This window comes from Methylocucumis oryzae, assembly GCF_000963695.1.
Lineage (GTDB): Bacteria > Pseudomonadota > Gammaproteobacteria > Methylococcales > Methylomonadaceae > Methylovulum > Methylovulum oryzae.
In genome coordinates this window covers 1-23,564 of record NZ_LAJX01000111.1, presented here as the reverse complement: position 1 = coordinate 23,564, position 23,564 = coordinate 1, and the positions used below count along the sequence as shown (strand labels likewise).

The 23,564-nt window shown below is 43.4% G+C and carries 25 protein-coding genes and 2 pseudogenes; 6 read left to right on the top strand and 21 right to left on the bottom strand.

Features of this window, described 5'->3' with window-relative positions:
• Positions 1–48 precede the first annotated feature (48 nt).
• The 19 genes and pseudogenes from VZ94_RS28870 to VZ94_RS11215 all read right to left on the bottom strand — a co-directional run bounded on the left by VZ94_RS28870 (position 49) and on the right by VZ94_RS11215 (position 17,229).
• A complete protein-coding gene (locus VZ94_RS28870; protein ID WP_239649863.1) occupies positions 49–618 on the bottom strand; it encodes a DNA polymerase III subunit delta' C-terminal domain-containing protein in 570 nt (189 codons plus the stop codon).
• On the bottom strand, positions 605–1,048 hold the full coding sequence (locus tag VZ94_RS28865; RefSeq protein WP_239649862.1) for a DNA polymerase III delta subunit-related protein: 444 nt from the start codon (positions 1,046–1,048) through the stop codon (positions 605–607). Before VZ94_RS28865 ends, VZ94_RS28870 begins: the two co-directional genes overlap by 14 nt.
• Positions 1,045–1,668 (bottom strand): dTMP kinase, encoded by a 624-nt coding sequence (gene tmk / locus VZ94_RS11295; RefSeq protein WP_045779307.1) that lies wholly within the window; start codon positions 1,666–1,668, stop codon positions 1,045–1,047. Before tmk ends, VZ94_RS28865 begins: the two co-directional genes overlap by 4 nt.
• Positions 1,669–1,719: 51 nt before the next feature.
• A complete protein-coding gene (gene mltG / locus VZ94_RS11290) occupies positions 1,720–2,541 on the bottom strand; it encodes an endolytic transglycosylase MltG (RefSeq protein ID WP_239649861.1) in 822 nt (273 codons plus the stop codon).
• Between the two features lie 117 nt (positions 2,542–2,658).
• Entirely contained in the window at positions 2,659–3,507 is an 849-nt protein-coding gene (gene pabC, locus VZ94_RS11285; RefSeq protein WP_045779306.1) for an aminodeoxychorismate lyase, read from the bottom strand.
• 25 nt (positions 3,508–3,532) lie between these two features.
• The gene (gene fabF / locus VZ94_RS11280) at positions 3,533–4,777 is read right to left on the bottom strand and encodes a beta-ketoacyl-ACP synthase II (RefSeq protein WP_045779305.1); all 1,245 of its coding nucleotides are present in this window, start codon (positions 4,775–4,777) and stop codon (positions 3,533–3,535) included.
• 69 nt (positions 4,778–4,846) lie between these two features.
• Entirely contained in the window at positions 4,847–5,077 is a 231-nt protein-coding gene (acpP, locus tag VZ94_RS11275; RefSeq protein WP_045779304.1) for an acyl carrier protein, read from the bottom strand.
• A gap of 171 nt (positions 5,078–5,248) precedes the next feature.
• A pseudogene (fabG, locus tag VZ94_RS11270) lies at positions 5,249–5,979 on the bottom strand (3-oxoacyl-ACP reductase FabG).
• The gene (gene fabD, locus VZ94_RS11265) at positions 5,976–6,926 is read right to left on the bottom strand and encodes an ACP S-malonyltransferase (protein ID WP_045779303.1); all 951 of its coding nucleotides are present in this window, start codon (positions 6,924–6,926) and stop codon (positions 5,976–5,978) included. Before fabD ends, fabG begins: the two are co-directional and overlap by 4 nt.
• A 17-nt stretch (positions 6,927–6,943) precedes the next feature.
• Positions 6,944–7,916, bottom strand: a pseudogene (locus VZ94_RS11260) (beta-ketoacyl-ACP synthase III).
• Complete coding sequence (gene plsX / locus VZ94_RS11255) at positions 7,913–8,944, bottom strand: phosphate acyltransferase PlsX (RefSeq protein ID WP_192828630.1); 1,032 nt, start codon at positions 8,942–8,944, stop codon at positions 7,913–7,915. Before plsX ends, VZ94_RS11260 begins: the two are co-directional and overlap by 4 nt.
• A gap of 69 nt (positions 8,945–9,013) precedes the next feature.
• Complete coding sequence (rpmF, locus tag VZ94_RS11250) at positions 9,014–9,202, bottom strand: 50S ribosomal protein L32 (protein ID WP_045779301.1); 189 nt, start codon at positions 9,200–9,202, stop codon at positions 9,014–9,016.
• A gap of 100 nt (positions 9,203–9,302) precedes the next feature.
• Positions 9,303–9,743 carry a YceD family protein gene (locus tag VZ94_RS11245; protein ID WP_109867680.1) on the bottom strand — a complete coding sequence of 147 codons (441 nt, stop codon included), beginning with the start codon at positions 9,741–9,743 and terminating at the stop codon, positions 9,303–9,305.
• A 281-nt stretch (positions 9,744–10,024) separates the two neighbouring features.
• Positions 10,025–11,425: a sigma-54-dependent transcriptional regulator gene (locus tag VZ94_RS11240; protein WP_045779310.1), complete on the bottom strand. Its 1,401-nt coding sequence runs from the start codon at positions 11,423–11,425 to the stop codon at positions 10,025–10,027.
• A 15-nt stretch (positions 11,426–11,440) separates the two neighbouring features.
• Positions 11,441–12,280 (bottom strand): sensor histidine kinase, encoded by an 840-nt coding sequence (locus tag VZ94_RS11235; RefSeq protein WP_052700466.1) that lies wholly within the window; start codon positions 12,278–12,280, stop codon positions 11,441–11,443.
• Complete coding sequence (locus VZ94_RS11230; protein ID WP_045779300.1) at positions 12,255–13,478, bottom strand: DAHL domain-containing protein; 1,224 nt, start codon at positions 13,476–13,478, stop codon at positions 12,255–12,257. The genes VZ94_RS11235 and VZ94_RS11230 overlap by 26 nt, the downstream gene beginning before the upstream one ends.
• Positions 13,475–14,404, bottom strand: coding sequence for a cytochrome-c peroxidase (locus tag VZ94_RS11225; RefSeq protein WP_239649860.1), 930 nt, complete (start codon positions 14,402–14,404; stop codon positions 13,475–13,477). Before VZ94_RS11225 ends, VZ94_RS11230 begins: the two co-directional genes overlap by 4 nt.
• A gap of 229 nt (positions 14,405–14,633) precedes the next feature.
• Positions 14,634–15,662, bottom strand: a complete 1,029-nt coding sequence (locus VZ94_RS30695) for a sulfotransferase (RefSeq protein ID WP_131655538.1) — start codon at positions 15,660–15,662, stop codon at positions 14,634–14,636.
• Positions 15,610–17,229, bottom strand: coding sequence for a tetratricopeptide repeat protein (locus VZ94_RS11215; RefSeq protein ID WP_045779297.1), 1,620 nt, complete (start codon positions 17,227–17,229; stop codon positions 15,610–15,612). Before VZ94_RS11215 ends, VZ94_RS30695 begins: the two co-directional genes overlap by 53 nt.
• A gap of 215 nt (positions 17,230–17,444) precedes the next feature.
• On the opposite strand from VZ94_RS11215, the gene VZ94_RS11210 reads away from it, so the two are divergent.
• From VZ94_RS11210 to VZ94_RS22905, 6 genes are all read left to right on the top strand, one after another.
• A complete protein-coding gene (locus VZ94_RS11210; protein WP_239649865.1) occupies positions 17,445–18,071 on the top strand; it encodes a PAS domain S-box protein in 627 nt (208 codons plus the stop codon).
• 115 nt (positions 18,072–18,186) lie between these two features.
• On the top strand, positions 18,187–19,083 hold the full coding sequence (locus tag VZ94_RS11205; protein WP_052700465.1) for a sensor histidine kinase: 897 nt from the start codon (positions 18,187–18,189) through the stop codon (positions 19,081–19,083).
• 9 nt (positions 19,084–19,092) lie between these two features.
• Positions 19,093–19,524, top strand: a complete 432-nt coding sequence (locus VZ94_RS11200; protein ID WP_045779295.1) for a response regulator — start codon at positions 19,093–19,095, stop codon at positions 19,522–19,524.
• 8 nt (positions 19,525–19,532) lie between these two features.
• Positions 19,533–20,117 (top strand): response regulator, encoded by a 585-nt coding sequence (locus VZ94_RS11195; RefSeq protein WP_082081578.1) that lies wholly within the window; start codon positions 19,533–19,535, stop codon positions 20,115–20,117.
• A gap of 58 nt (positions 20,118–20,175) precedes the next feature.
• On the top strand, positions 20,176–21,288 hold the full coding sequence (locus VZ94_RS22910; RefSeq protein WP_204369119.1) for a diguanylate cyclase domain-containing protein: 1,113 nt from the start codon (positions 20,176–20,178) through the stop codon (positions 21,286–21,288).
• A gap of 3 nt (positions 21,289–21,291) precedes the next feature.
• Positions 21,292–21,993 (top strand): putative bifunctional diguanylate cyclase/phosphodiesterase, encoded by a 702-nt coding sequence (locus VZ94_RS22905; protein ID WP_052700462.1) that lies wholly within the window; start codon positions 21,292–21,294, stop codon positions 21,991–21,993.
• On the opposite strand, the gene VZ94_RS11185 is transcribed toward VZ94_RS22905, so the two are convergent.
• On the bottom strand, positions 21,985–22,998 hold the full coding sequence (locus tag VZ94_RS11185) for a dihydroorotate dehydrogenase-like protein (protein ID WP_045779294.1): 1,014 nt from the start codon (positions 22,996–22,998) through the stop codon (positions 21,985–21,987). The genes VZ94_RS22905 and VZ94_RS11185 overlap by 9 nt on opposite strands.
• Positions 22,999–23,027: 29 nt before the next feature.
• Positions 23,028–23,489 carry a PD-(D/E)XK nuclease family transposase gene (locus tag VZ94_RS11180; RefSeq protein WP_204369118.1) on the bottom strand — a complete coding sequence of 154 codons (462 nt, stop codon included), beginning with the start codon at positions 23,487–23,489 and terminating at the stop codon, positions 23,028–23,030.
• Positions 23,490–23,564: the final 75 nt, after the last annotated feature.

Here is a 23,564-nt window from a genome sequence, read left to right as displayed (position 1 = left end):
AAAATTTATAAAGGTGCGCACAGCGCACCCTACCTAAAAACCGAAAACTTAACCGTTTAAAGTATAATTAATTTGCGTCCATCGATTTAACAGTTCTTCTAGCAAACATTGTTTATTTACAGTCGTAGCAAGTCGTTGCTTGCTGACCAACACTAAATCATACAGCAGGTATAAATCCTTCAATTCTAGTCGGTTCGACAACTCGCGCAAGGATTTATTTAAGTCTTTATTGAACAGATAATCGCTGGCAAGCTGAAATTTACATTTAATCAAATCGCTTAGCCATGAGTTTAACCAAGATAATAAGGTCGCATCGGATAACTTCAACCATTTTTCCGCAATGATCACAGGATGAGTTTGTTGCCGGGCAAGCGCTAACCAATCCTTAAAACATTGCTCGCGCTGATTTATCACGTCTTGTTCGGCATAGTCTAATGCCAATAGCGGGGCTTGTTGCGCGAGCATTAATAGCTGGCTGGCTTGGGTTTCGGATAAGGTTGGTTTTTGCTGTTTTAACCACGCCAAAGCCTCACTAGGTGCTGGCGTCGATACCTGTAGCGATTGGCAACGACTTAAAATAGTCGCGGGCAACTTATAAGGCTGCTCAGTCAGAAGCAATAAAACCGTGCGTTTCAGTCGGTTCTTCTAAATATTTTAAGAATGCGTTATAAGCATTGGCATTCATCGCATCGGCTGGTTGTATTAAGACCACACGATGTGCGCTGTATTGCGGCTTAAGCGTTAACCTAGCCATTAAGTTTCTCATCGTATCGACGGAAATCGTTTTAACACCTTCTTCTGGCGCTACTACAAAAAAATCTGGATGCGTATCGGCATTAAATAGTAGACACGCTTGGCATTGACCACACGCTTGCTCGTTAGCTTGACGCTGATGACATAATAACGCTTGTGCAAAAACACGGGCTAACGATTCTTGGCCTAAACCACCTTGGCCTGCTAGCAACAACGCTTGCGGAATCCGTTGTTGCTTAAAATAACTGGCAAGCAACGCCCAATCTTTTAGTTGCCAAGCATATAAAGAGCTCATCGCAATAACACCCGCATAGACTCAACCATCGCATGTTGCACATCGATTAATGGCTGATTGGCTTTAATCAGTTTAATACGCTCCGGATACAGCTCGGCTTGTAATAAATAAGCTCGTCTAACCCGCTCAAAAAAGCTGTTACGCTCATCTTCAAATCTATCCGAACCGCCACGTGCTTTGGCCCTAGCCATCCCCACATCGACGGGCGCATCGAGTAATAACGTTAAATCCGGTTTTAAATGGCCTTGTACCCAGTGTTCTAGCCATTCTATTGCACTAGTCTTCATCGCTCTACCGCCACCTTGATACGCATACGTCGCATCGGTAAAACGATCTGATACCACCCAGTTACCTTGTAATAAGGCTGGCTCTATCACGTGTTTTATATGTTGCGCTCTAGCGGCAAAAACCAATAATAATTCTGCTTGTTCCGATAAGCTTTCACTGTTTTGCTGTAGTAACAAGTCTCGGATTTTTTCGGCAATCAACGTACCGCCTGGCTCACGCGTCACAACTACACTTATACCTTGTTTTTGCAAATGCTGTTTGACAAACTCAACATTGGTAGTTTTGCCAACGCCTTCTATGCCTTCTAAGGTAATAAATTTACCACGTGTCATGGTCGCCTCTTTTGATATAACGCCACGGCTTTATTATGCTCGGCTAAGGTTTTAGAAAAATTGGTGGCTACCATCGCCTTTGGCCACAAAATACAAATAGTCGCTGGCATCGGGATGTAACACGGCGTTAATCGCTTCTTGCCCTGGCATTGCGATAGGTGTAGGAGGCAAGCCTTTAAAGGTGTAGGTGTTATAAGGTGTCGCTGTCGTCAAGTCGGTGCGCGTGATATTACCCTGATAACGCTCGCCCATACCATAAATCACTGTTGGATCGGTTTGTAATGGCATATGCTGCTTTAAGCGTTGGATAAATAGCCCTGCGATTAATGGTCTTTCACTCGCAACAGCGGTTTCTTTTTCAACAATTGAAGCCAAAATTAAGGCGTCATACGGTGTTGCTAACGGCAAATCAGCCTCTCGTGTTTGCCAAGCTGTGGTTAACACGGTTTGCATTTTTTGATAAGCACGTTTAAGAATAGCGCTGTCTTCTGTGTGTTTTTCAAAGTAATAGGTATCAGGAAAAAATACACCTTCGGGATGCTTAAAATCTGCCCCTAACGCTTGCATCAACACACTCGTCTGCTGCTCTGTTAGCGTATGTTTAAGATTTGGCTCTTGCTCTAATTTTTGCAGCACTTGCTTAAAGTTTAAGCCTTCAGGAATCGTCATGCTGTGCTGCTTGGTTTTGCCTAACACAAATAGACTTAATAAACCTGGTAGGGTTAAACCCGGCAAAAGCTCATACTCGCCTGTTTTGATTTTTTTAAACGATTTATCTTTGTAAGCTAAAAACTTAAACCAAAACGGCTTAGTTATAACGCCTTGCGCTTTTAATTTTTCTGTAATACGGCTAAACGAATCACCTTTTTTCAATTTCCACTAAAATAGGTGCGTCTGAGACAACAGGACTTTGCATTGCACATTGATAATCTTTATGCGCACATAAAACTGAGCAACAAGAGACTAACGCTAAGCAACGTGGCTAGCGGTTTAAACCAAACGAAGTGAGTCATGTTTATATTGCGCAAGCCAAGTTTGCACATCACGTGTTAATGAACCAATAGAAAAACAATGCTGCTCAAGCTGCTTAACCGGCCAGAGTCCAATTAATGAATTAGTGACAAATAACTCATCAGCGGCTAATAGCTTAGCTTGACTCACCTCGATTTCTAACAGTGCTATGCCATTGCGCATCAATAACTCCATAACAATCATACGCATAATGCCCGCAACGCCAGCCTGGGTTAATTTCGGTGTATAGACAATTTGAGCTTTGCGAAAAAAAAGATTGGTCATTGTGCCTTCTATGACACAACCCTTATTATCCAACATTAAACCTTCTTGAATTGCGCTATCGCTCCATTCAGCACGCGCTAATACTTGTTCTAAGCGGTTTAAATGCTTAATACCGGCTAAGCTTGGATTTAAACCTAAACGAGTGGCACAAAAGCGCACGGTAATACCGTCTTGCCAATATTGGGGTGGATAGTCAGGAAAAGGATGTATGCTGACAATACGCGTTGCATGGCAGTCTTCGGGCGGTCGGTAACCACGCCCGCCACTGCCGCGTGTAATGATGATTTTGACCACGGCACAAGATAAATCTGTAGCCTGATAATGTTGTTGACTTAAGGTTTCAACTTCTATCAGCAGTTGCCGCCAATTAATAGGGGATATGTTTAAGCGTGCACAGCCTAATTGTAAACGACCAAGATGGTAGGCTAAGAAGACCGGTTGCCCGGCCTGCACTTCTATGGTTGTAAATAAACCATCGCCATAGTGCAAACCTCGGTCGCTTACCTGAAGCTGGTCAGCGCATTCGCCGTTGATTAACAACATCAGGCTACACAGCGCCGACTGAATACTAATCGATACGACGTAAGACCAACGAGCCGTTGGTACCGCCAAACCCAAAAGAGTTAGACATAGCAATCGTCATTTTCATCTCTCTTGCGGTATTAGGTATAAAATCCAAATCGCAGTCAGGGTCTTGGTTATCTATATTAATCGTTGGTGGTGCAATTTGATATTTAAGACTTAAGGCTGTCAGAACAGCTTCTATACCGCCTGCCGCGCCTAATAAGTGACCTATCATCGACTTAGTAGAACTTATCGCAACCTTATAAGCATGGCCACCTAAAGCGGATTTCATAGCTTGAGTTTCACCTAAATCGCCTGCCGGTGTTGACGTACCGTGAGCATTAATATAATCAACCTCACTTGGATTAATACCGGCGTCGCGCAACGCATTACGCATACAGCGAGCAGCGCCTTCACCACCTTCTGACGGTGTCGTGATATGGTATGCATCACCACTCATGCCAAAACCTATCAGTTCTGCATATATTTTAGCGCCGCGTGCTTTAGCATGTTCGTATTCTTCTAACACCACAACACCTGCGCCATCGCTTAGCACAAAACCATCACGGTCTTTATCCCAAGGTCGGCTGGCCGCTTGTGGGTTATCATTACGTCTGGATAAGGCTTTAGCAGATATAAAGCCACCCATAGCGGTAGGCGATGTCGTACAGCGCTCGGCACCACCGGCTAACATAACATCTGCATCACCATGCATAATTAACCGAGCAGCATCACCAATATTGTGTGTACCTGTCGCACACGCCGTTACTATCGAATAATTAGGGCCTTTTAAACCGTATTTAATCGATATATTGCCGGAAATCATGTTAATAATATTACCAGGCACGAAAAACGGTGATATTCGTCTTGGCCCGCTTTTTTCATAGGTCGCGTAACATTCTTCTATGCCGGTAATACCGCCAATACCTGAGCCTATCGCAACGCCTATGCGTTCAGCATTAGCCTCAGTCACTTCTATGCCTGAATCTTCAAATGCCTGACAACCAGCAGCAATGCCGTAATGGATAAAGCCATCCATACGCTTAGCATCTTTTTCAGGAATATATTGGCTAATATCCAATCCCCTAATCACACCGCCAAACGTAGTTGCAAACGGTGAAATATCAAATGAGTCGATAGAGCTAATACCGCTTTTACCGTTGATAATGCCTTCCCAAGTGTCTGGAACGTTATTCGCTAAAGGTGTGATTGCACCTAGTCCAGTGATTACTACTCGACGCTTACTCAAAGTAATGTACCGTATAAGGTTTAAAGTGATTGGATAAGTGGATGATAAAGTCATCCACTTTTATTGGGACTATATGTGACTTTGGACGTATTCGATTGCTTGCTGGACTGTAGTGATTTTTTCAGCATCTTCGTCTGGAATTTCACATTCGAATTCTTCTTCAAGAGCCATCACGAGTTCCACTGTATCCAAAGAATCAGCACCAAGATCATCTACAAAAGAAGCATCTGTAGCAATATCTTCCTTTACACCCAGTTGCTCTGCAACAATCTTTTTTACTCGTTCTTCAATAGTACTCATAGTTAATTTCCTCAAACAATGCAAGGCTGTTATGTCCAGCTTACAATAGTATTGTTATTAGTGTTACTAGAAATCCCGTCTCCGGCAGTTCCAGGCGGCGGGGAATTATACTTTTATATTGCAAAAATGTCACAATATTAAGGCTAAACGCGAGAATGGCTTAACCCGTCACTATGGCATATACATGCCGCCATTCACATGTAATGTTTCCCCTGTGATATAGCCTGCACCTTCTGATGCCAAAAATGAAACCGCATGGGCAATTTCTTTAGCATCGCCTAAAAACGCCCTACCGGGATAGAGGCTAATAAGCTATTTTTAATATCGTCAGTTAACGACTTGGTCATATCGGTATCGATAAAACCGGGCGCAACGGTATTAACCGTAATATTTCTAACACCGACTTCTTTCGCTAACGACTTACTAAAACCCACAATCCCTGCCTTAGCGGCTGCGTAATTGGCTTGGCCCGCATTTCCTGTAGAACCCACGACTGATGAGATGTTGATAATCCTACCGACTCTGGCCTTAATCATCCCTTTTAAGACCGCCTTACTCATACGGAATATAGAAGATAAATTGGTATTGATAATTGCATCCCAATCGTCATCTTTCATCCGCATTAATAATGTATCGCGGGTTATGCCAGCGTTATTAACTAAAACAAAAGGCGTACCGAATTCATCGCTAACAAGCTTAACAACCGCCTCAATTTCTTCAGCGCTTGTTACATCTAGCTTTAAACCTTTACCGTTTTCTACTAAGTAATCAGAAATGGCATTCGCGCCATTTTCCGAGGTCGCAGTACCCACTACAAAAAAACCATCTTCGACCAAGCGCTCAGCAATAGCCTTACCAATACCTCGGCTTGCGCCTGTTACCAGTGCAATTCGTTTACTCATGTGCAAAATGCTCCCGCGTGCTCTAAAGTCTGTTGATCGTAAATTGCTAGATGCTCGGCTTCTTTGACAATACGCTTATTGAGTCCTTGTAATACTTTGCCAGGCCCAAATTCAACGAAACATGTCACGCCTTGTTCATGCATGAATTTAATTGAATCAGACCAGCGCACAGGCTTATATAACTGTTCAATTAACGCATTTTTAATCACATCAGGCGCATCATGCGAAACCACATCAACGTTATGAATTAATGTCGCTTTAGGTGTTGTAATTGTTACCGATTTTAAATATTCGCCTAACTTCTCGGCAGCAGATTGCATTAATTGACAATGAGAGGGTACGCTCACAGGAATAGGCAAAGCCCGCTTTGCACCCAAGCGCTTTGCTTCGGCCATCGCATTGGTAACCGCATCGACATGACCGGCAATCACCACTTGACCTGGACTATTAAAATTGACTGCAGAGACAACGTTCGCATCGCTACTGAGTGAATGGCATAAATTGACCACAATATGGTCTTCTAAACCCAAAATCGCCGCCATCGCACCTTGACCTTCTGGTACGGCTTCTTGCATTAAGCGTCCGCGCTCGGCCACTAAACGCAAACCATCAGCAAAAGCAAGCGCTTCAGCGCAAATCAGAGCGGTATATTCGCCTAAACTATGACCTGCTACCCAACCTGGTCGAATAGCACTTTGCTGACACCAGATACGCCAAATAGCGACCCCAGCAGTTAACATAGCGGGCTGGGTATATCGCGTTTGATCAAGTTGCTTATCAGCGTCTTCAGTAACAATCTGCCATAAGTCGAAACCTAAAACATCTGAGGCCTCAGTAAACGTCTGACGCACTTCAGGGTAAACAGCAGCCAGATTATTCATCATGCCTACCGATTGAGAACCCTGCCCTGGAAATACAAACGCCAGGTTATAAAGTTTTTTGCTCATTGTTATTATTGTTATAGTTAATATCTAATTAAAGCCGAACCCCAGGTAAAACCAGCACCAAAGGCTTCAAGCAGAATAACGTGTCCACGCTGAATACGACCATCACGCACTGCTTCATTTAAAGCTAATAATACAGAAGCCGACGAGGTATTGCCTTGAGTTTCAAGCGTGACGACCACTTGTTGCATGGACATTTTTAATTTTTTTGCCGTTGCGGCAATAATCCGAATATTGGCTTGATGCGGCACTAACCAATCAATTTCAGACATATCCATTTGATTAGCTTCTAACGTTTCATCAACAATTCGGCCTAAGGTATTAACCGCAACTTTAAAGACTTCATTGCCCCGCATTTTAATATAGCCTGGCTCATCTTTATTCTGTTCACCTGCGGCAAGAGGGTTAGAGCAGTACAGTAATTCTTGATATTCACCATCAGAATGAATATGTGTGGATAAAATACCGGTTTCCTCAGATGCTGTTAAAACTACAGCCCCTGCGCCGTCACCAAATAAAATACACGTGCTTCTATCGGTCCAATCCACAATACGGGAACATAGTTCAGAACCCACCACTAATACATTTTTCGCTGCACCCGATTTAATATATTGATCGGCAATGCTAAGCGCAAAAAATCGAACCTGAACATGCCGCTTGTATATCAAAGGCAACACAGTTTTTTATGCCTAGACGTTGTTGCAATAAGCAACCGGTACTAGGATAAACCCGTTCAGACGTGCCTGTTGCGACAATAATTAAATCTAATGCTTCGGGTTCACACGCAGCGGCCGCTAATGCCTGCCTAGCAGCAATTTCAGCCATACTCGATGCTGTTTCATGAGGCGCTGCGATTCTACGGCTTTTTATACCGGTACGCTCAACAATCCAACTGTCTGAGGTCTCAACCATCCGTGATATATCATCGTTGGTTCTAATTTCTTCCGGCAGATAACCGCCTGTACCGGCTATTCTTGCGTAGTACCGAGTCATGCACTCTCTCTTAAAGCGAGATGTTTTTCCACTTGTTCGCTAATTTTTTGAATTACATTGTGTTTTACTTCAACTTCAGCGAGTTGTATCGCGGTCTTAAACGCTAATACATCCGCGCCACCGTGACTTTTAATCACTAAGCCTCGCAATCCTAAAAAACTAGCGCCGTTATAACGCCTAGGGTCTATGCTGTATTTAAATGTTTTAAGTACAGGATAGGCGACTAAACCTGCTAATTTAGTCAGCCAATTTTGATTAAACGCCGTTTTTAAACCATGACTAATGAATTTTGCCGTACCTTCAATCGATTTCAAGGCCACATTACCGACAAAACCATCGGTGACAATTAAATCAACTTGCACATGACCGGCTGTTAATGAATCACCTTCGACATAACCAATATAATTCAACGAAGAACTTTCCAGTAATTTTGCAGCGGCTTTTACCTGCTCATTACCTTTAACATCTTCTTCGCCGATATTTAACAAACCCACTTTAGGCTGTGCAATATCAGTCACTGACCGCACTAATTCAACACCCATGACGGCAAATTGAAATAAATTCTCAGCGGTACAATCAACATTAGCACCTAAATCCAATACATAGGTTTGCCCATGCAATGAAGGTAGTGTGGAAATAATAGCCGGCCTATCGACACCGGGAATCATTTTTAACACGAAGCGAGCCGTTGCCATTAATGCACCCGTATTCCCGGCACTAACACAGGCATCTGCCTTACCTTGACGCACTAAATCAATCGCCACACGCATTGAAGAGTCTTTTTTATTTTTCAATGCCTTAGCCGGAGACTCATCCATAGCCACACATTGTGATGCGTGATAAATCTGCAATCTATCTTGATAACTTGCAAGTGCTGATTCGCCTACGCGCTGCTTAAGAACAGTCTCGTCACCAACGAGTATTAGTGTCAGTTCAGAATTTTGCTTTAGGCACTTTAACGCGGCAGGAATAGTGACATTAACACCATGATCCCCACCCATTGCATCAATTGAAATTATCAAGCTCACGTTGCTTGGCGACTCCGTTTTAAATTATAACTGGCCAGGCTTGATACCTAGCACACACTGTATTTTTGGCTATTCGTCATCAAGATTAACAGCGCCTACGATTTGACGACCTTTAAAATAGCCATCTGGTGTCATGTGGTGACGTAAATGTGTTTCACCGGTCATAGCATCTTGCGTTAATGCCCGTGCGGTTAACGCATCATGCGAACGGCGTTGACCACGTCGTGAACGCGTTACTTTGCTCTTTTGTACTGCCATTTAGGTGTCTCCAGTTTGTTTTAAATGTGCTAAAACGGAAAAAGGATTTTGGCGAGGTTGCTCGCTAGCTTCCGCTTCCGAAAAAATAGTTGCCGCACCGTTATTTGTTGCTTGTGAAACAAAAACAACGGTGTTCGTGTTTTGGAAAAATCGGCAAATAAAGCAATATTTCGTCTTCGATAATATCTTTTAGCAATAGATTTTCATTGCCATCAAACAACAAAGGCTCATAGGCTTCGGGTAAATTATTTGCTTGTTCGATAGACGCGACAATCGCCAACTTGATTGCACAATCGATAACAACCGACACGGCATCAAGACAGTTTTGGCATGTTAACGCCAATGTTACCTCGATACGCCCGGTGACGACTGCTAATCTGCCTTCGCGACTGAAAGCCAGCTCGACATTTGCAGAACCAGCATTGCTGTGCAAAATATCAGCTAATCTATCAAAGTCACTGATAGGTATTTGTCCTTTTAAAACTGCTCGTTTTTCAACAAGATGCAAAGGATCAATATATTGAGGTAAATGATCTAACATAACCGAGAAATAATATAGGAAAAAACACTATTCAGCAATAGCAAGCTAGCTGACTTGGTGATTTCATTATATTAAAACTATTTAAAATCAAGCTACTAAAAATCAAGAAAAACGAAAATTAGTTCCTCAACAACACTAAGCACAGATAAACGGCTACGAGCTTAGGTGGGACAGTAGCAAGTAGGAACAGGACATTCAGAGCGGATAACGTCAGGGATGGCGTGTAGTAGGCAGAATGCCCTGCCCCTATTTAAGTCAGTGGTCAGATAAAACAAAATGCTTTACTCTCGCCGTAACAGTCTTTTATTGAGCGCCTGGCGAGAAATCCCTAATAACCCAGCCGCGACACCTTGATTACCATCAGCTCTACGCAATGCTTCAGCGATTAACGCATCTTCGCTTTCTTTTAATGTAGGTAGACGCTCCGGAAAGTTCAACTGCGTATCGGTCAAATACTCTTCTTCTTGAGTTAACCCTGCATCAACACTGGCTTCTTTAAAACTTTGTAGCGGTAATACCGTGCCTTGGCAGCGTGTAACAGCGTCGAACACCATGCCTTCTAACTCACGAATATTACCAGGGAACGGATAATTTTTTAGCCATTGAAATAATGCTGGAGGGATAGTCGGTGTAGTTTTATGCAAAACATCGGCTGCTTTAGCAACAAAATATTGGACTAAGAAAGGCAAATCTTCGACACGCTCACGTAGCGCAGGTAATTGGATATGATGGGTACGCAAGCGAAAATACAAGTCTTTTCTAAATGTGCCGTTATCAGCGCTATGTTTCACATCACAATGGGTCGCGACAACAATACGCGCCCTATTTTGCCGAGGCCGATCTGAGCCCAAAGGATAATACGTGCCATCCTGTAATAAGCGCAATAATTTGACTTGCGACGCTAACGTTAAATCACCTATTTCATCGAGAAATAATGTACCTTCCCCTGCATTGCTGACCAAACCTTCGCGCACGCGATCCGCGCCAGTGAACGCGCCTTTAGCATGACCAAACAATGTGTCAGAAAACATCTGATCATCTAAGCCTGCAACATTAACAGCGACTAACTCGCCTGGACGCTTGGATTGTTGATGTATCGCATGAGCAATAAGTTCTTTGCCCGTCCCTGTTTCACCCGTGATTAGTACCGGCTGAGGCGAAGACGCCACCGCTTCGATATAACGGAAAATGGCATACATAGCAGGACTTTGCGTCACAATTTGATTAAACGCTTGCGGTTCATGCGGCTTATTGGTTAATAAGCGGTCTTTTAATGATAACAACTCAGCTTGTAGCACGCGGTTATCAAAAGCACGTCGCACCGCCGTTAATAAACCAGCCTTATCCACTGGCTTAAGCAAATAATCACAAGCCCCCGCTTGCATACACTGCACAGCGACTTGTAAATCATTCGTTGCCGTCATCATAATCACAGCAATTTCAGGATGCTCGGCAGCGATTTGATTTAACAACTCCTGACCGGTGATATACGGCATGGTTAAATCTAAAATCACAACACCAACGGCTTGTTGCGCCAGCAGCGGCAATACCGCGCGGCTATCGTCCAGCATAATAACATGAGTAATACCGGAAGCACGCAGTACTAAACTAGCACTGTGCAATAACTGTGGTTCGTCATCAACTAATAACACGGGTAATGAAGAGATAGATTGATAAGGCATAGTTAAGACGTTCAATTAAGAAGAAGACTCTGGAAATATCGCATTTACTGTCGTACCTTGGCCTAGTGTCGAGGCAAAATGCAAGCGTCCGCCGTGAGATTGCACTAAGGACGCAGTAATCGCTAAGCCTAAACCCGTGCCGCCCGATGTTTGCTTAGTGGTAAAAAACGGGTCGCATAATTGTGCTAAATGCTCCGGTGCAATGCCGACACCTTGATCACAAACCTCGACGTTTACCGTATGCGTTTCGACATCCGCATAAGTTTTAACAGAAACCGCATGGTTTGAATCCGGCAAGGCTTCTAACGCGTTAACAATTAAATTAACAATCACTTGTTCGATTTGCTGCGGTTCACCAGACATCAACGGCAACGCATTGGCTAGCTCAACATGAAATTGGCTGGTTTTGCGCGCGATTAAGTGACCTAGTAAACGCAACGAACGCTCGACGACATCGTTTAACGAAAATAATAAACGCGTATCTGCGCCTTTAGGGCGAGCAAAGTTTTTTAAATCGGCAACAATACGCTCAATTCGACTAGCGCCGTCTTTGATATCATGAATTAACACGGGTACGGTTTGTGCCATTTCCGAATACGGCAAACCACCTAAGAAAAACTCGCCGGAATCTTGGTAATGCGCATCCAAAACATCTTGCGCATCATGCCACGCTTCGGCTAATAAGCCTGCATTTAATGAAATCATCTGGTTAGGATTGTTAATTTCATGCGCAACCCCCGAAACCAGTGTCCCCAATGCGGTCATTTTATTCGCTTGTATCAATTTTAACTCTTGCTGGCGAGCTAACTCTTCTAAACGCTTACGCACACTAATGTCGCGAATAATTACCGTCATGAAAAAAGTCATTGCCACGCGACCAACTGGATAGCGACAACTCCAACGGAAACCCTTTACCGTCTTGCCGTTGGCCTTGTAATTGAACAGCACCCGCGTCGGTATTCGTGCTTTTGCGAGTTAATATAGAATCATGGATATACGCATCATGTTCAGGAATAAGCAACAACAATGGTTGACCTAACATAGTTGTTTCACTATAACCAAACATCGCTTCCGCCCCACGATTCCACGAAACCACCTTCGCCAAACTATCAACCGAGATAATCGCTTCGTGCGCCGAATCCGTCATTGAGCGTAAGCGTTCTTCGCTAGCGCGCAAAGCAATTTCAGCGTGTAACCGCTCGTTACTTTCTTGTTGCAACTGTTCGTGAGCACGGCGCAACGATTCATTACTCAGCCTCAAGCGAACAAATTGATACAGCAAATAAACCACTAAACAAAGCGCCACAACATATAACATCAGCCTATAGGTTTGCGCACGCTTCTCAATGCTCATACTGTATTGCAACAGCTCAGCTTGCAAAGCCGCTAATTTATCCGCTATCGGTATTTGGATAATTCCGCGCAAAGACACATCGAGCCTAGGCAATAAGTCAACAATCAATCGACCATGCGCTATCAAAGACGTGTATTCTGGCGGTAACGACTTATGTTGCTCTAATGACGCTAGCTCACGTTGTATCGCTTGCGCTAAATCCGCTTCCGGCGTTTCTAAAAAGCTAAACATCAGTTGCCATAAACGCTCGACTTTAGCTGGTAACTTGGCTTTTACATCTAAGTTTTGGCCAACTTTAGTAAAATACGTCATAGAATTGCGCAATAACGCATTATCTGATTTGAAATACTCAACTTCGGTGAGCTTAGCTTGCAGGGTTTGGCTGAGTTGTTGTGCCGATTGCGCCAACGGCGTATCGGCCATCTCCGCGCTAGACTGACTAGCACTGAGTAAGTCTTGACTTATCGTTTCTAACGCATGACCGGTTTTTGATAACGCATCATAATTTGGCAACAGTCCAGCCCGCGCCAGCAAAATATCACGCATTAACTCAGCATCATGTAACTCGATAATTCGTAAAATTTCTTGAAGATGATGGCGACGCTCTAAATCGGGACTGGTACTTTCATGCCATAAATAGGTCAACGCCGTTAACAAACCTGCGACGATAAACAAAGGCCGGTAAGCAGGTAATCTCATTGACTTGTTACTACCCCACCAACCACTGGTTTACCTTGATATTCTCCGGTTAACGTAGTTAAAAACTCCAGCAATAAATTGCGCTCTTGCTCCGATAATGTCCTGCCTAATTGATCATGCGCCATAGTGTCGACAGCTTCTGCTAAAGTAGCCGCGCTACCATCATGAAAATACGGCGCAGTCACGGCCACATTACGCAAACTAGGTACTCGGTACACACCTTTATCGCGTTCATTATTAGTCACAGAATAACGCCCCGGGTCTTTGGCTAGGCTTTTGGGCTGCGCAAAAACGCCAAATTTTTGAAATAAATTGCCACCAATATTAATACCTTGATGACAAGCCGCACAGCCTAATGACGTAAATAAACGATAACCTTGTTGTTCCGAATCGCTTAGAGCATGTTGATTACCACGTAAAAACTGATCAAAGCGTGAGTTTGGTGTAATTAAACTGCGCTCAAAATTAACCATTGCATCGACAATATTTTCTTTAATTAAACCAGTGGGATAAACTTGGGTAAAGGCTTTTTTATAGTCCGCATCGGCTTGAAGACTAGCCAATAACGCCGACCAACTGGTATTCATCACCTTAGGGTTTAGCATCACTTTTTCAGTATGCGCTTCTAAGGTCGAGACAACGCCATCCCAGTTATAGAAAAAATTAAACCCAACATTAAACAATGACGGCGTGTTTCTAAGTGAATGCGTGCCATCATTGGCTTCGGCACGCGGCAAGCCATCCATAGCAGCATGGTCTAACGGATGGCAACTGGCACATGAGCGGTTGTTTTGTGCCGACAATTTATTATCATGAAACAAACGTTCGCCTAATTGACGTTTCGCTTCATCAACGTTAGTCGATAACGGCAAAGGCGCTAAGGATTCTAAAGCAAACACAGGCCATGCCAGGCAAAGCCAGACCATAATGCAAGCAAGTCGATTTAAAAGGTTAGTTTGATGTTTCATATCTCATTTTAATGGCTAAACCGTGTAGAACGCTACCAACAAACCGATTAAAGGCTTGTTGCTAAGTAATATCCTAGAAACTGCGATAAGGTTCAAAAATCAAAATGGTGATACAAACAAATGACTCCGTTGAAAAATAAGGCTACCCACCCTCGTCCGTAATCTCATGAAAATTAATATTTATGCCTTAACTTAATGGCAGTGGCCAATTGGCTACTAATGAGTGATGCTCAGATAAGGCTGATTTCAGCACCTGTGCTTTGTTAAAGGCTTGGGTAGCTGCTTGGGTTTTGCCTAACGCTGTTAATACTAAACCTAAGTTGTGATACCAACTAGCATGACCGGGATGACGCTGGGTCGCGGTTTGCATATAACGAAGTGCGGGCCGCAATTTCTTCTGCTGATAGAGCGCGACGCCTAACATGTGTAATGCAGCGGCATGATGCGGGTGGACAGTTAATATTTCTTTGAAAACAGCTTCAGCGAGCGTGCTTTGCTGTTGGTGTAAATAACTCATACCTTGAAAGAATAAACCAGGCTTCGTAGCAGGATAATCGGCCACCGCCTCATTGGCGTCTACACCTTGCTCTAATACCGTTATTAAAGGCGTTAAATACGCTTGATAACGTTTCCATTTCTCCGTTGAGGTCGTGTATATCGGTTGCCGCACTTGCCAAATACTGGCGGTTTTAACCGCACGTTCTAAATTTTGATAGTTCAACACCGCGTCGGTCCAGGGTAAATCCAGATAGGCTAAAATCCGTTTAGCCTGTGCTTCCGTATCGTTAACGACGTCTTCGTAGCGCACGGTCAAAATGGGTTTATCGACGACTTGATGCCAATGCTGCATTAAACGTTCGCAGTCGATTAATTGCTCACCGATATCCGCCAAGTCATAGGCAAAGCCCATGCCGCCAAATTTGGCTTGGTAGTCCGTAAAATAATTGGATACGGCTACATCGCGCGGTTCGCGCAATACATGAATAATCGACGCTTCTGGAAACAACAAGCGGATTAAGCCAATATGCTCAAAGTTATGTGGCAATTTATCAACAATATAACGCGCATCGGGTGAGTATGTGCTTAGTTCGTCGAGCACAAGCTGGCTGAATTGCTGGGCTTGTTGCTGGCCTATTTCAAGTACGCAACGCGGATACGTTAAGTCAGAACCTAGATGTTTTTCCCAGGCATTTAAGCGCTGAATCACGCCCGCCATAATGCCAATCTCTCCTGCAACAAAAAATGTCGGGATGACCACCTAAGATTTGTTCCACCAGTGTTGTGCCTGAACGTGGCATACCTAGTACAAATACGGGTAATGCCGCAGGGTGACCATAATGACGACGCTGCTGAAAAAATGCGCGGGTAAAAACCTGTTGTAGGCTTAAGCAATACTGCCGGTGTTGTTTAGCATCGTAAGTAATAAATTTTCGACTGGCTTGATTGGCTTCTGCAGCGAATTGAAAGGCTTTATCATAGTCGCGTAGATGCTCCCACGCAGCTGCTAAATCAAACAACAGACTACTCGACACCGAACCTTGTAAGCTCGGAATACGCGCCATTTTTTCAATTCGCGCGAGTGTTTCAGGTTGGTCGGGAAAGCGCCTCGCATTGATTAACGCGCCGTAACCAGCAACCGGCGCTTTTTGTTTAACCATTTCAAATTGCTCAACGGCGTCATCTAGGCGTCCCCATTGCAAATATAAATGACCTAAGTTTAATCGTGTCGGCGTACAGTCAGGCGCAATAGCTAGCGCTTGCAGAAATAGCGCTTCCGCTTGCTGTTGTTCGGTATCGGTCAATAGATTGGCTTTTGCTGTTAATGCCTCAGCTCGACTTAAATCGGCTTTATCTTCGGTGAGTGCTAACGCTTTATCAGCGGCACTATTAGCAGCTTCTTCATCAAATTGACGTTTTGCTGTGTATGCGGCTTGCACCCATAACGCGGAATTGTCCGATGCAATGCCTAGCGCTGTGTTAATGCAATGCAAAGCTAAGCCAAAACACCCTCTGACGCTAGCCAATTGCGCGCGTTGCATCAATAGCTCAATATCTTCTGGATAGTTTTGCAAGGCTTGGCGCAAGCAATGTTCGGCCTCGTCATGCTTGTCTTGTGCGGCTAGTATCAGTGCTAATAGCTTAATGCCGACAATAGGGTTAACACCCGCCGCGATGGCGTCATTAATCACCGTCTCTGCCGCTTGCCAACGGTCGAAGGCAATATAGGTTTCAACTGCGATGATAAGCCAAGCGTCTTGCGTAGAACTGCCAAGGGCTTTAGCCGCTTCAACATGAAATAGTGCATTGTCGTTATCTAATAGCTGTAACGCACAACGCGCTAAATTGATATGCAGATAACCTGTGTGATAAGGCAAACAGTGTGTTAACGCCGATGCTAAATCAGCCCGTGCATTAGCGTATTGCCCGGTTTGCATAAAAGCAATACCGCGCCTAATCAACGCTAAATTCTCTTCGGGTGCTAGCGTTAAGGCTTTAGCTAAAACCGGTAATGCTAAGGCCGGTGCTTTTAGCAAAATATGTATTCCGGCAATGTCAGTTAACGTCGCTACGTCATCGATGAGCGAGTAAACTGGCAGCTGGGTTAAATAACTGCGCCCAAGCTCAAAGTGTTGATTTTGGCAACACAATACGCCTAACAACGCGAGCAGCTCTGTATCGGCGGATTGCTCGGCTAGTTTCTGGCATTGGGCTAGGGCTTCAGTGGTCTGACCTTGGTATTGTAACTGCCTTATTTGTGCTAAGCGGTGGATGCGGACTGACATAACTTATTGGTTATCTTGGAAGAGATTAAAGATTAGCTTATCATGCGTTCTATGGGTAATCGCTGTGTTTTTTTACCAGCTTTAGACATCGGATAAAACCTTATTTTTTATGTCATTGAATATGAAATAAAAATGTATTTTAATTGCAAACATCCATAGACAGTGAAAAAACGATGCTCAACGTTAACCCCCGTAACTTATTTGTTTTGCAAGCCGTGAGCGCCTGTGCATTAGGGGTGTTTGTTTGCGTTGCCTGGTTGCCACTGTCTTCGTTATCATCTTTTTTAAGTGGCATTGCATTAGTTGCGCTGCTAGTTAACTTGATTTGCTGTTTTCTTGTTTATAAAACTCATAAGCACGCGTCATCTAAGCATACTGACTATCGTTTTCAAAGTTTACTAGAACACGCGCCCGATGCGATTGTTATTATTAATAACTTAGGTGAAATCGTTATGGTTAACCAACAAACTGAACAATGGTTTGGTTATCAGCGTGCTGAGTTATTAGGCCAAGCGCTTGAAATATTGGTGCCAGAGCGTTTTCGCGCTAAACATCGCACCTATAGGAATCATTACATAGAGCAGCCAACGCTTAGACCTATGGGGGTGGGAATTGAGTTATTTGGCTTACGAAAAAATAACTCTGAGTTTCCTGTGGAAATTAGTTTAAGTCCATTATCAGGCGAGAATGAGACATTAGTGAGTTGCTTTATTCGTGACATTACCTGGCGTAAGCAAATCGAACAAGCGCGCTTTGATGCTCAAAAGCAATACCAAGATTTAGTCGATAACGTGCCGGTAGGCGTGTTTCTAAGAACCCAAGCAGCTCAGCACGCTTATTAGAAGTTAATCCGGCCATGGTTACGATGTTTGAAGCGAGTCAGGCTGATGAGTTATATGCGGTTAACTTTTTTTTAGTTTATACAGCCAAGATGCTGACGTTGAAAAACATGATTCTATGTTACTTGACAAAAGTGTTAATCATGATGAAGTGCTGTTAAGAACCTTGGCAGGGCGTAATTTTTATGCGTCAATTCAAACCGTTGTTAAACAAAAATCCGATGGTCAATTATTGCTGTACGGGATTATCGAAGACATTAGTGAGCGCAAGCACGCAGAGCAAGTCATTAATGAGTTGAATGAAACACTCATGAAACGCGCGCAGGAATTAGAATCAGTCAATAAAGAGCTTGAAGCGTTTAGTTATTCTGTTTCGCATGATTTACGCGCGCCGCTTAGAGCGTTAGATGGGTTTAGCCGGATTTTACTCGATGAATATCAAGACCGTTTAGATGATAAGGCGAAAGATAGGTTAAGCCGTATTCGCAAAGCCGCGCAAACCATGTCAGGCCTCATCGATGACTTACTGCAGCTATCCAGAATTACTCGCGTAGAACTCACGGTTAAACCGGTCAACTTAAGTCAGTTGGCGACAGACATTATCGTCGAGTTGCAAAAAGAGGCGTCGGAGCATCAGGTTAGCTGCATCATTCAAGACAATGTAACGGCATTAGGCGATGCAAAATTATTGCGTATCGTTTTAGTGAATTTGTTAGGTAATGCCTGGAAATTTACCCGTAACACCGACCAAGCGGTTATAGAATTCGGTGTAAGGTCTAGCGAAACAGAGTCCACAACGATTTATTATGTTCGCGATAATGGTGCCGGTTTTGATATGGCTTACGCCGACAAATTATTTAAAGCATTTCAACGCTTGCACAGTGCCAATGAATTTCCGGGGACTGGCATAGGCTTAGCAACGGTTTACCGAATTATATTAAAGCATTCAGGTCGTATTTGGGCGCAGAGTGAAATCGGGCAAGGTGCTTGTTTTTATTTTACTTTAGGTAAGTAAGGAGGGGTTGTGGAAAAAACTATTTTATTAGTTGAAGATAATCCAGATGACGAGGAGCTAACCTTACATGCAATGGCCATGCATAATTTAGCGAATCAAATTGTGGTCGCGCGTGACGGTGTAGAGGCACTGGATTATTTATTTGGTACAGGTCGTTTTACTGGGCGTAATCCTAATGATTTGCCCACGGTTGTGCTACTCGATATTAATTTACCTAAGTTAAACGGTATTGAAGTCTTAAAACGGATACGCTCAGAACAGTTAACACAACTATTACCCGTGGTTTTGTTGACGTCTTCAAATGAAGAAGAGGATAGATTAAAAAGCTATAGCTTAGGTGCTAATAGTTATGTACGAAAGCCAGTTGATTTTGAAGAGTTTATCAAAGTCGCAGGACAACTGGGTTTATATTGGATATTAATTAACCAGCCTGCTGTGTAAGTTGTGTTATGAAGAATCGAACCATGCCATTAAAAGCGCTTATCATTGAAGATAGTGACGATGATGTCTGGTTATTGGTTGACCATTTAGCGCAACATGGCTTTGAGGTGAGTTGGCGTAAAGTGGACACAGCGGAACAGTTGCGCCTAGCCCTCACAGAACCTTGGGACATTATTTACTCGGACTATTCTTTGCCTAGCTTATTAGGTGATGAAGCGTTAACCATTATCCGTGAGTGTGATATGGATATTCCGGTAATCTTTGTCTCTGGTACGATTGGTGAAGAAACCGCTGTCGGTTTAATGAAAGCTGGTGCGCAAGATTATGTGATGAAAAATAATATAATACGCTTAGCAGTAGCGACTGAGCGTGAAATCATGGAAGCCCATCAGCGGCAACAGCGCAAACAAGCTGAGCAGAACTTAAAGAAATTGTCGCTAGTGGTAGAACAAGCCGCTGACAGCGTCTATATCACTGATACCAACGGTAAAATTGAATATGTCAATCCTGCGTTTGAGCGCTTAACCGGCTATAAGCGCGACGAAGCAGTAGGCCAAAACGCCCGCTTTAACACGTTCAGGTCAAGAAAATAGTATTCGGTATCGTTATCTTTGGAAAATATTACGTTCTGGCGGTGTGTTTCGCGGCGTATTGCTGAATCGCAATAAATACGGCGAGACCTATCACGAAGAAAAAACGATTACCCCCCTCAAAGATACTCAAGGCAATATCACGCATTATGTCTCAACAGGGCGTGATATAAGCGAAAAAGTCATTGCCGAACAAGCACAAGCACGCCTAGTTGCAATACTAGAAGCAACGCCTGATTTAGTGGTGATGTTTGCTTCTGAAGGTCAGATTAATTACTTAAATAAATCGGGTGTAACATTATTAAAGCTGAAAAATGCTGACCAGTTGGCTGGGCTTAAATTTTTTGATTTGTTCCCAAGTAATATTGTCGAACAAGCTTTAAGAACGGGTTTAGGCATCGCGATGGAGGTCGGTACTTGGTCTAGCGAAGTTGTGATGCAAGCAGCAGATGGTTCAGAAGCCCCCGTATCACTCGTTATTTTGGCGCACTATGATTCGATTAACCGCCTTAGCTATTTTTCTGCAATAGCTCGCGATATTAGCGAACGTATGCATTTTGAAGCCGAGTTAAAGCATCAATCGACCCATGATCCACTGACGCAATTACCGAACCGCTTAGTGCTAGAAGATAGACTTGCTACGGAAATCGAACGAGCTAGACGTTTAAATTGCCTGGCTGCGGTGTTGTTTTTGGATGTTAATAATTTTAAACGCATTAATGACAGCTTAGGCCATACCATAGGCGACAGCTTAATGCAGCAAATTGCTATTCGCTTAGTTTTGTCATTAGATTCAGACGATACCGTGGCGCGTTATGGCGGTGATGAATTTGCCATTGTTGTCGGTGATTTGCCTAATATCGACCACTTGCAAGGCTTATTAACGCGTATTCGTGTTGAATTTGAGCGGCCTTTCACGTTTAGTGAGCAAGTGACCTATGTCACGTTAAGTATTGGTATTGCGGTATATCCTTACGATGGCTTAGAAGTCGATGATTTATTGCGCAATGCGGGTACGGCTATGTATTGGTCTAAAGCCAGCGGCTCTAATCATTACCGTTTTTACGCGCCTAAAATGAATGCGCGTAGCCACGAGCGTTTTAATGTTAGAGACCGAACTAAGAGACGCGATAAAAAACAACGAATTTTGTTTTGTACTACCAACCGCAACTAGCGATTGCGCAAAACAAAAATTATCGGGGCAGAAGGTTTATTAAGATGGAGGCATCCACAACGCGGTTTAATTCCTCCGGCTGATTTTATTCCATTGCTAGAAGAAACTGGGCTTATTGTCAACGTAGGCGAATGGGTTATTAGACAAGCCTGTAAAGATTTTTTAGCCGCTGAGCTTTTGGGGCTGCGAGTGTCGGTGAATGTTTCAGGGGTGCAATTTAATGACGCCGACTTTTTAGCCCAAGTCACTGAACTTATTATAGAAGAAAGTCTGCCTGCAAAAGCATTAGAACTAGAGCTAACTGAAAATATTGTGATTAACGATCCATTAGCGACAGCCGAAATTCTTAACACGCTGCATGGCTTAGGTATGCGTATCGCTATTGACGATTTCGGTACAGGCTACTCGTCATTAGCTTACCTCAAGAGTTTACCTCTCGATGTCTTAAAAATTGACCAAAGCTTTATCCGCGATTTAACTGACGGCCATGGCAATAGGGCAATTGTCGAGGCCAGTATTAGCTTAGGCAAAAAACTGGGATTGGAGATTGTTGCCGAAGGTGTTGAAACACTGGCCCAACTTGAAATCTTACGTCAATTAGACTGCGAATACGCTCAAGGTTACTACATCAGCAAACCTGTACCGAAAGCAGAGTTTATTGATTTAGTCATAGCCATGAATGGACTATCAGAAACTTCAACGTAACACACCAGCAGGGCAAGAATAACTATCCAGTGTTTGCACATAATTTGTACGCTCATAAGCCGCTGGATTAATCGCATGTTGCTGGCTAACGCTGCCTTTTAACTGGGTTATTGAGGCATATTCATGTGCAGCTAGCCAATGCTCTAAGTCTGTTAGTAATGTTTGAAGATGATGAGCGCCATGTATTAATAGCGCACTGCACACATGCACAACATCCGCCCCTGCCAATAATGCTTTAATACATTCATCTACTTGATGAAACCCTCCCGTAACGCCAAGTGATAAAGCTATCCTGCCATAGATTAACGCTGTCCAACGAATGCGTAGCAACGCCTCGCTGGTGGTCGATAATTCTAATTTGGGTAAAATTTCTAAGCTGTCTAAGTCAATATCTGGCTGATAAAACCGGTTAAACAACACCAAACCATCGGCACCGGCCTCTTGTAAGCGTTTAGCAAAATGCAGTGGCGAGCTGAATTGTGGCGATAATTTTACGGTGAGCGGAATGTCTAAATGTTGTTTCAATGTCTCAATAATTGAAATATAGCGTTGTTCGACCGTAGCGCTATCTTCATCAATATTCGCGGCAATGTAATAAGCATTGACCTCTAAGGCGTCAGCGCCTGCTTGTTGTAATGCTAAGCCATAATCTAACCAACCACTTAACGAAATACCATTTAAGCTGGCAATCACTGGAATACTTAACCTAGATTTTATGGCCGTCAATAATGCTAAATGTTGCTCTTGATAAGACAATATGTTGGCCGGGATAGGATGAAAACTGTCTGCTTCGCCATGACCTAAGGCTTGTTGATGCCAGAAGCGCTCGTTATGCAGGAATTCAGCTTCGATTTTTTCTTCAAATAATGAATGCATAACAATCGCGCTGGCGCCAGCATCTTCTAAACGCAAGGCATGTTCCGCATCTTTAGTAAACGGTGAAGCCGATGGTACGAAAGGGTTTTTTAACAATAATCCTAGATAGCGTGTTGTTAAATCAATCATCACAATCTCCTTGCTTGGGCGAATGGTGCTTATAATGTTTTAATTTCTTGCTCAGTTAATCCCGTTGTCGCTTCGATAATGTCGATGGGGACTTGTTGGTCTTTCAAAGCCTTAGCAATGGCTAGCTTAGTGTTTTGCGCGCCTTTCTCAAGACCAATTTTCTCACCTTTTTCGATACCGATTTTCTCGCCTTTTTCAATGCCAATTTTCTCGCCTTTTTCGATGCCGATTTGTTCTCCTTTGACTAAGCCTTCTTCAAAGGATGTATCGCTAACATTCCTCACCTCGGCATACTCGATTAAGCTGCGTTGATAACTATCTAACTGGTGCGGGGTTAAGTGCGAAAGTTCAGCAATTTCAAAACCTTTTTGAAAAATGGGTTCGTTTAATATTGCCGGTATATGGTCAAAGTGCTCTAAGTTTTTTAAAAAATAAACCCATTTATCAAAGTGTGTGCTTAACTCATGCTCTTGCAGGGTAAAGAGCGGCATTTGCAAAAACTTTAAAATGCAATTTATCAAAAAAGACATCGCCGTCTTGGTCTCTTAAACAAACATCGCGTAAAA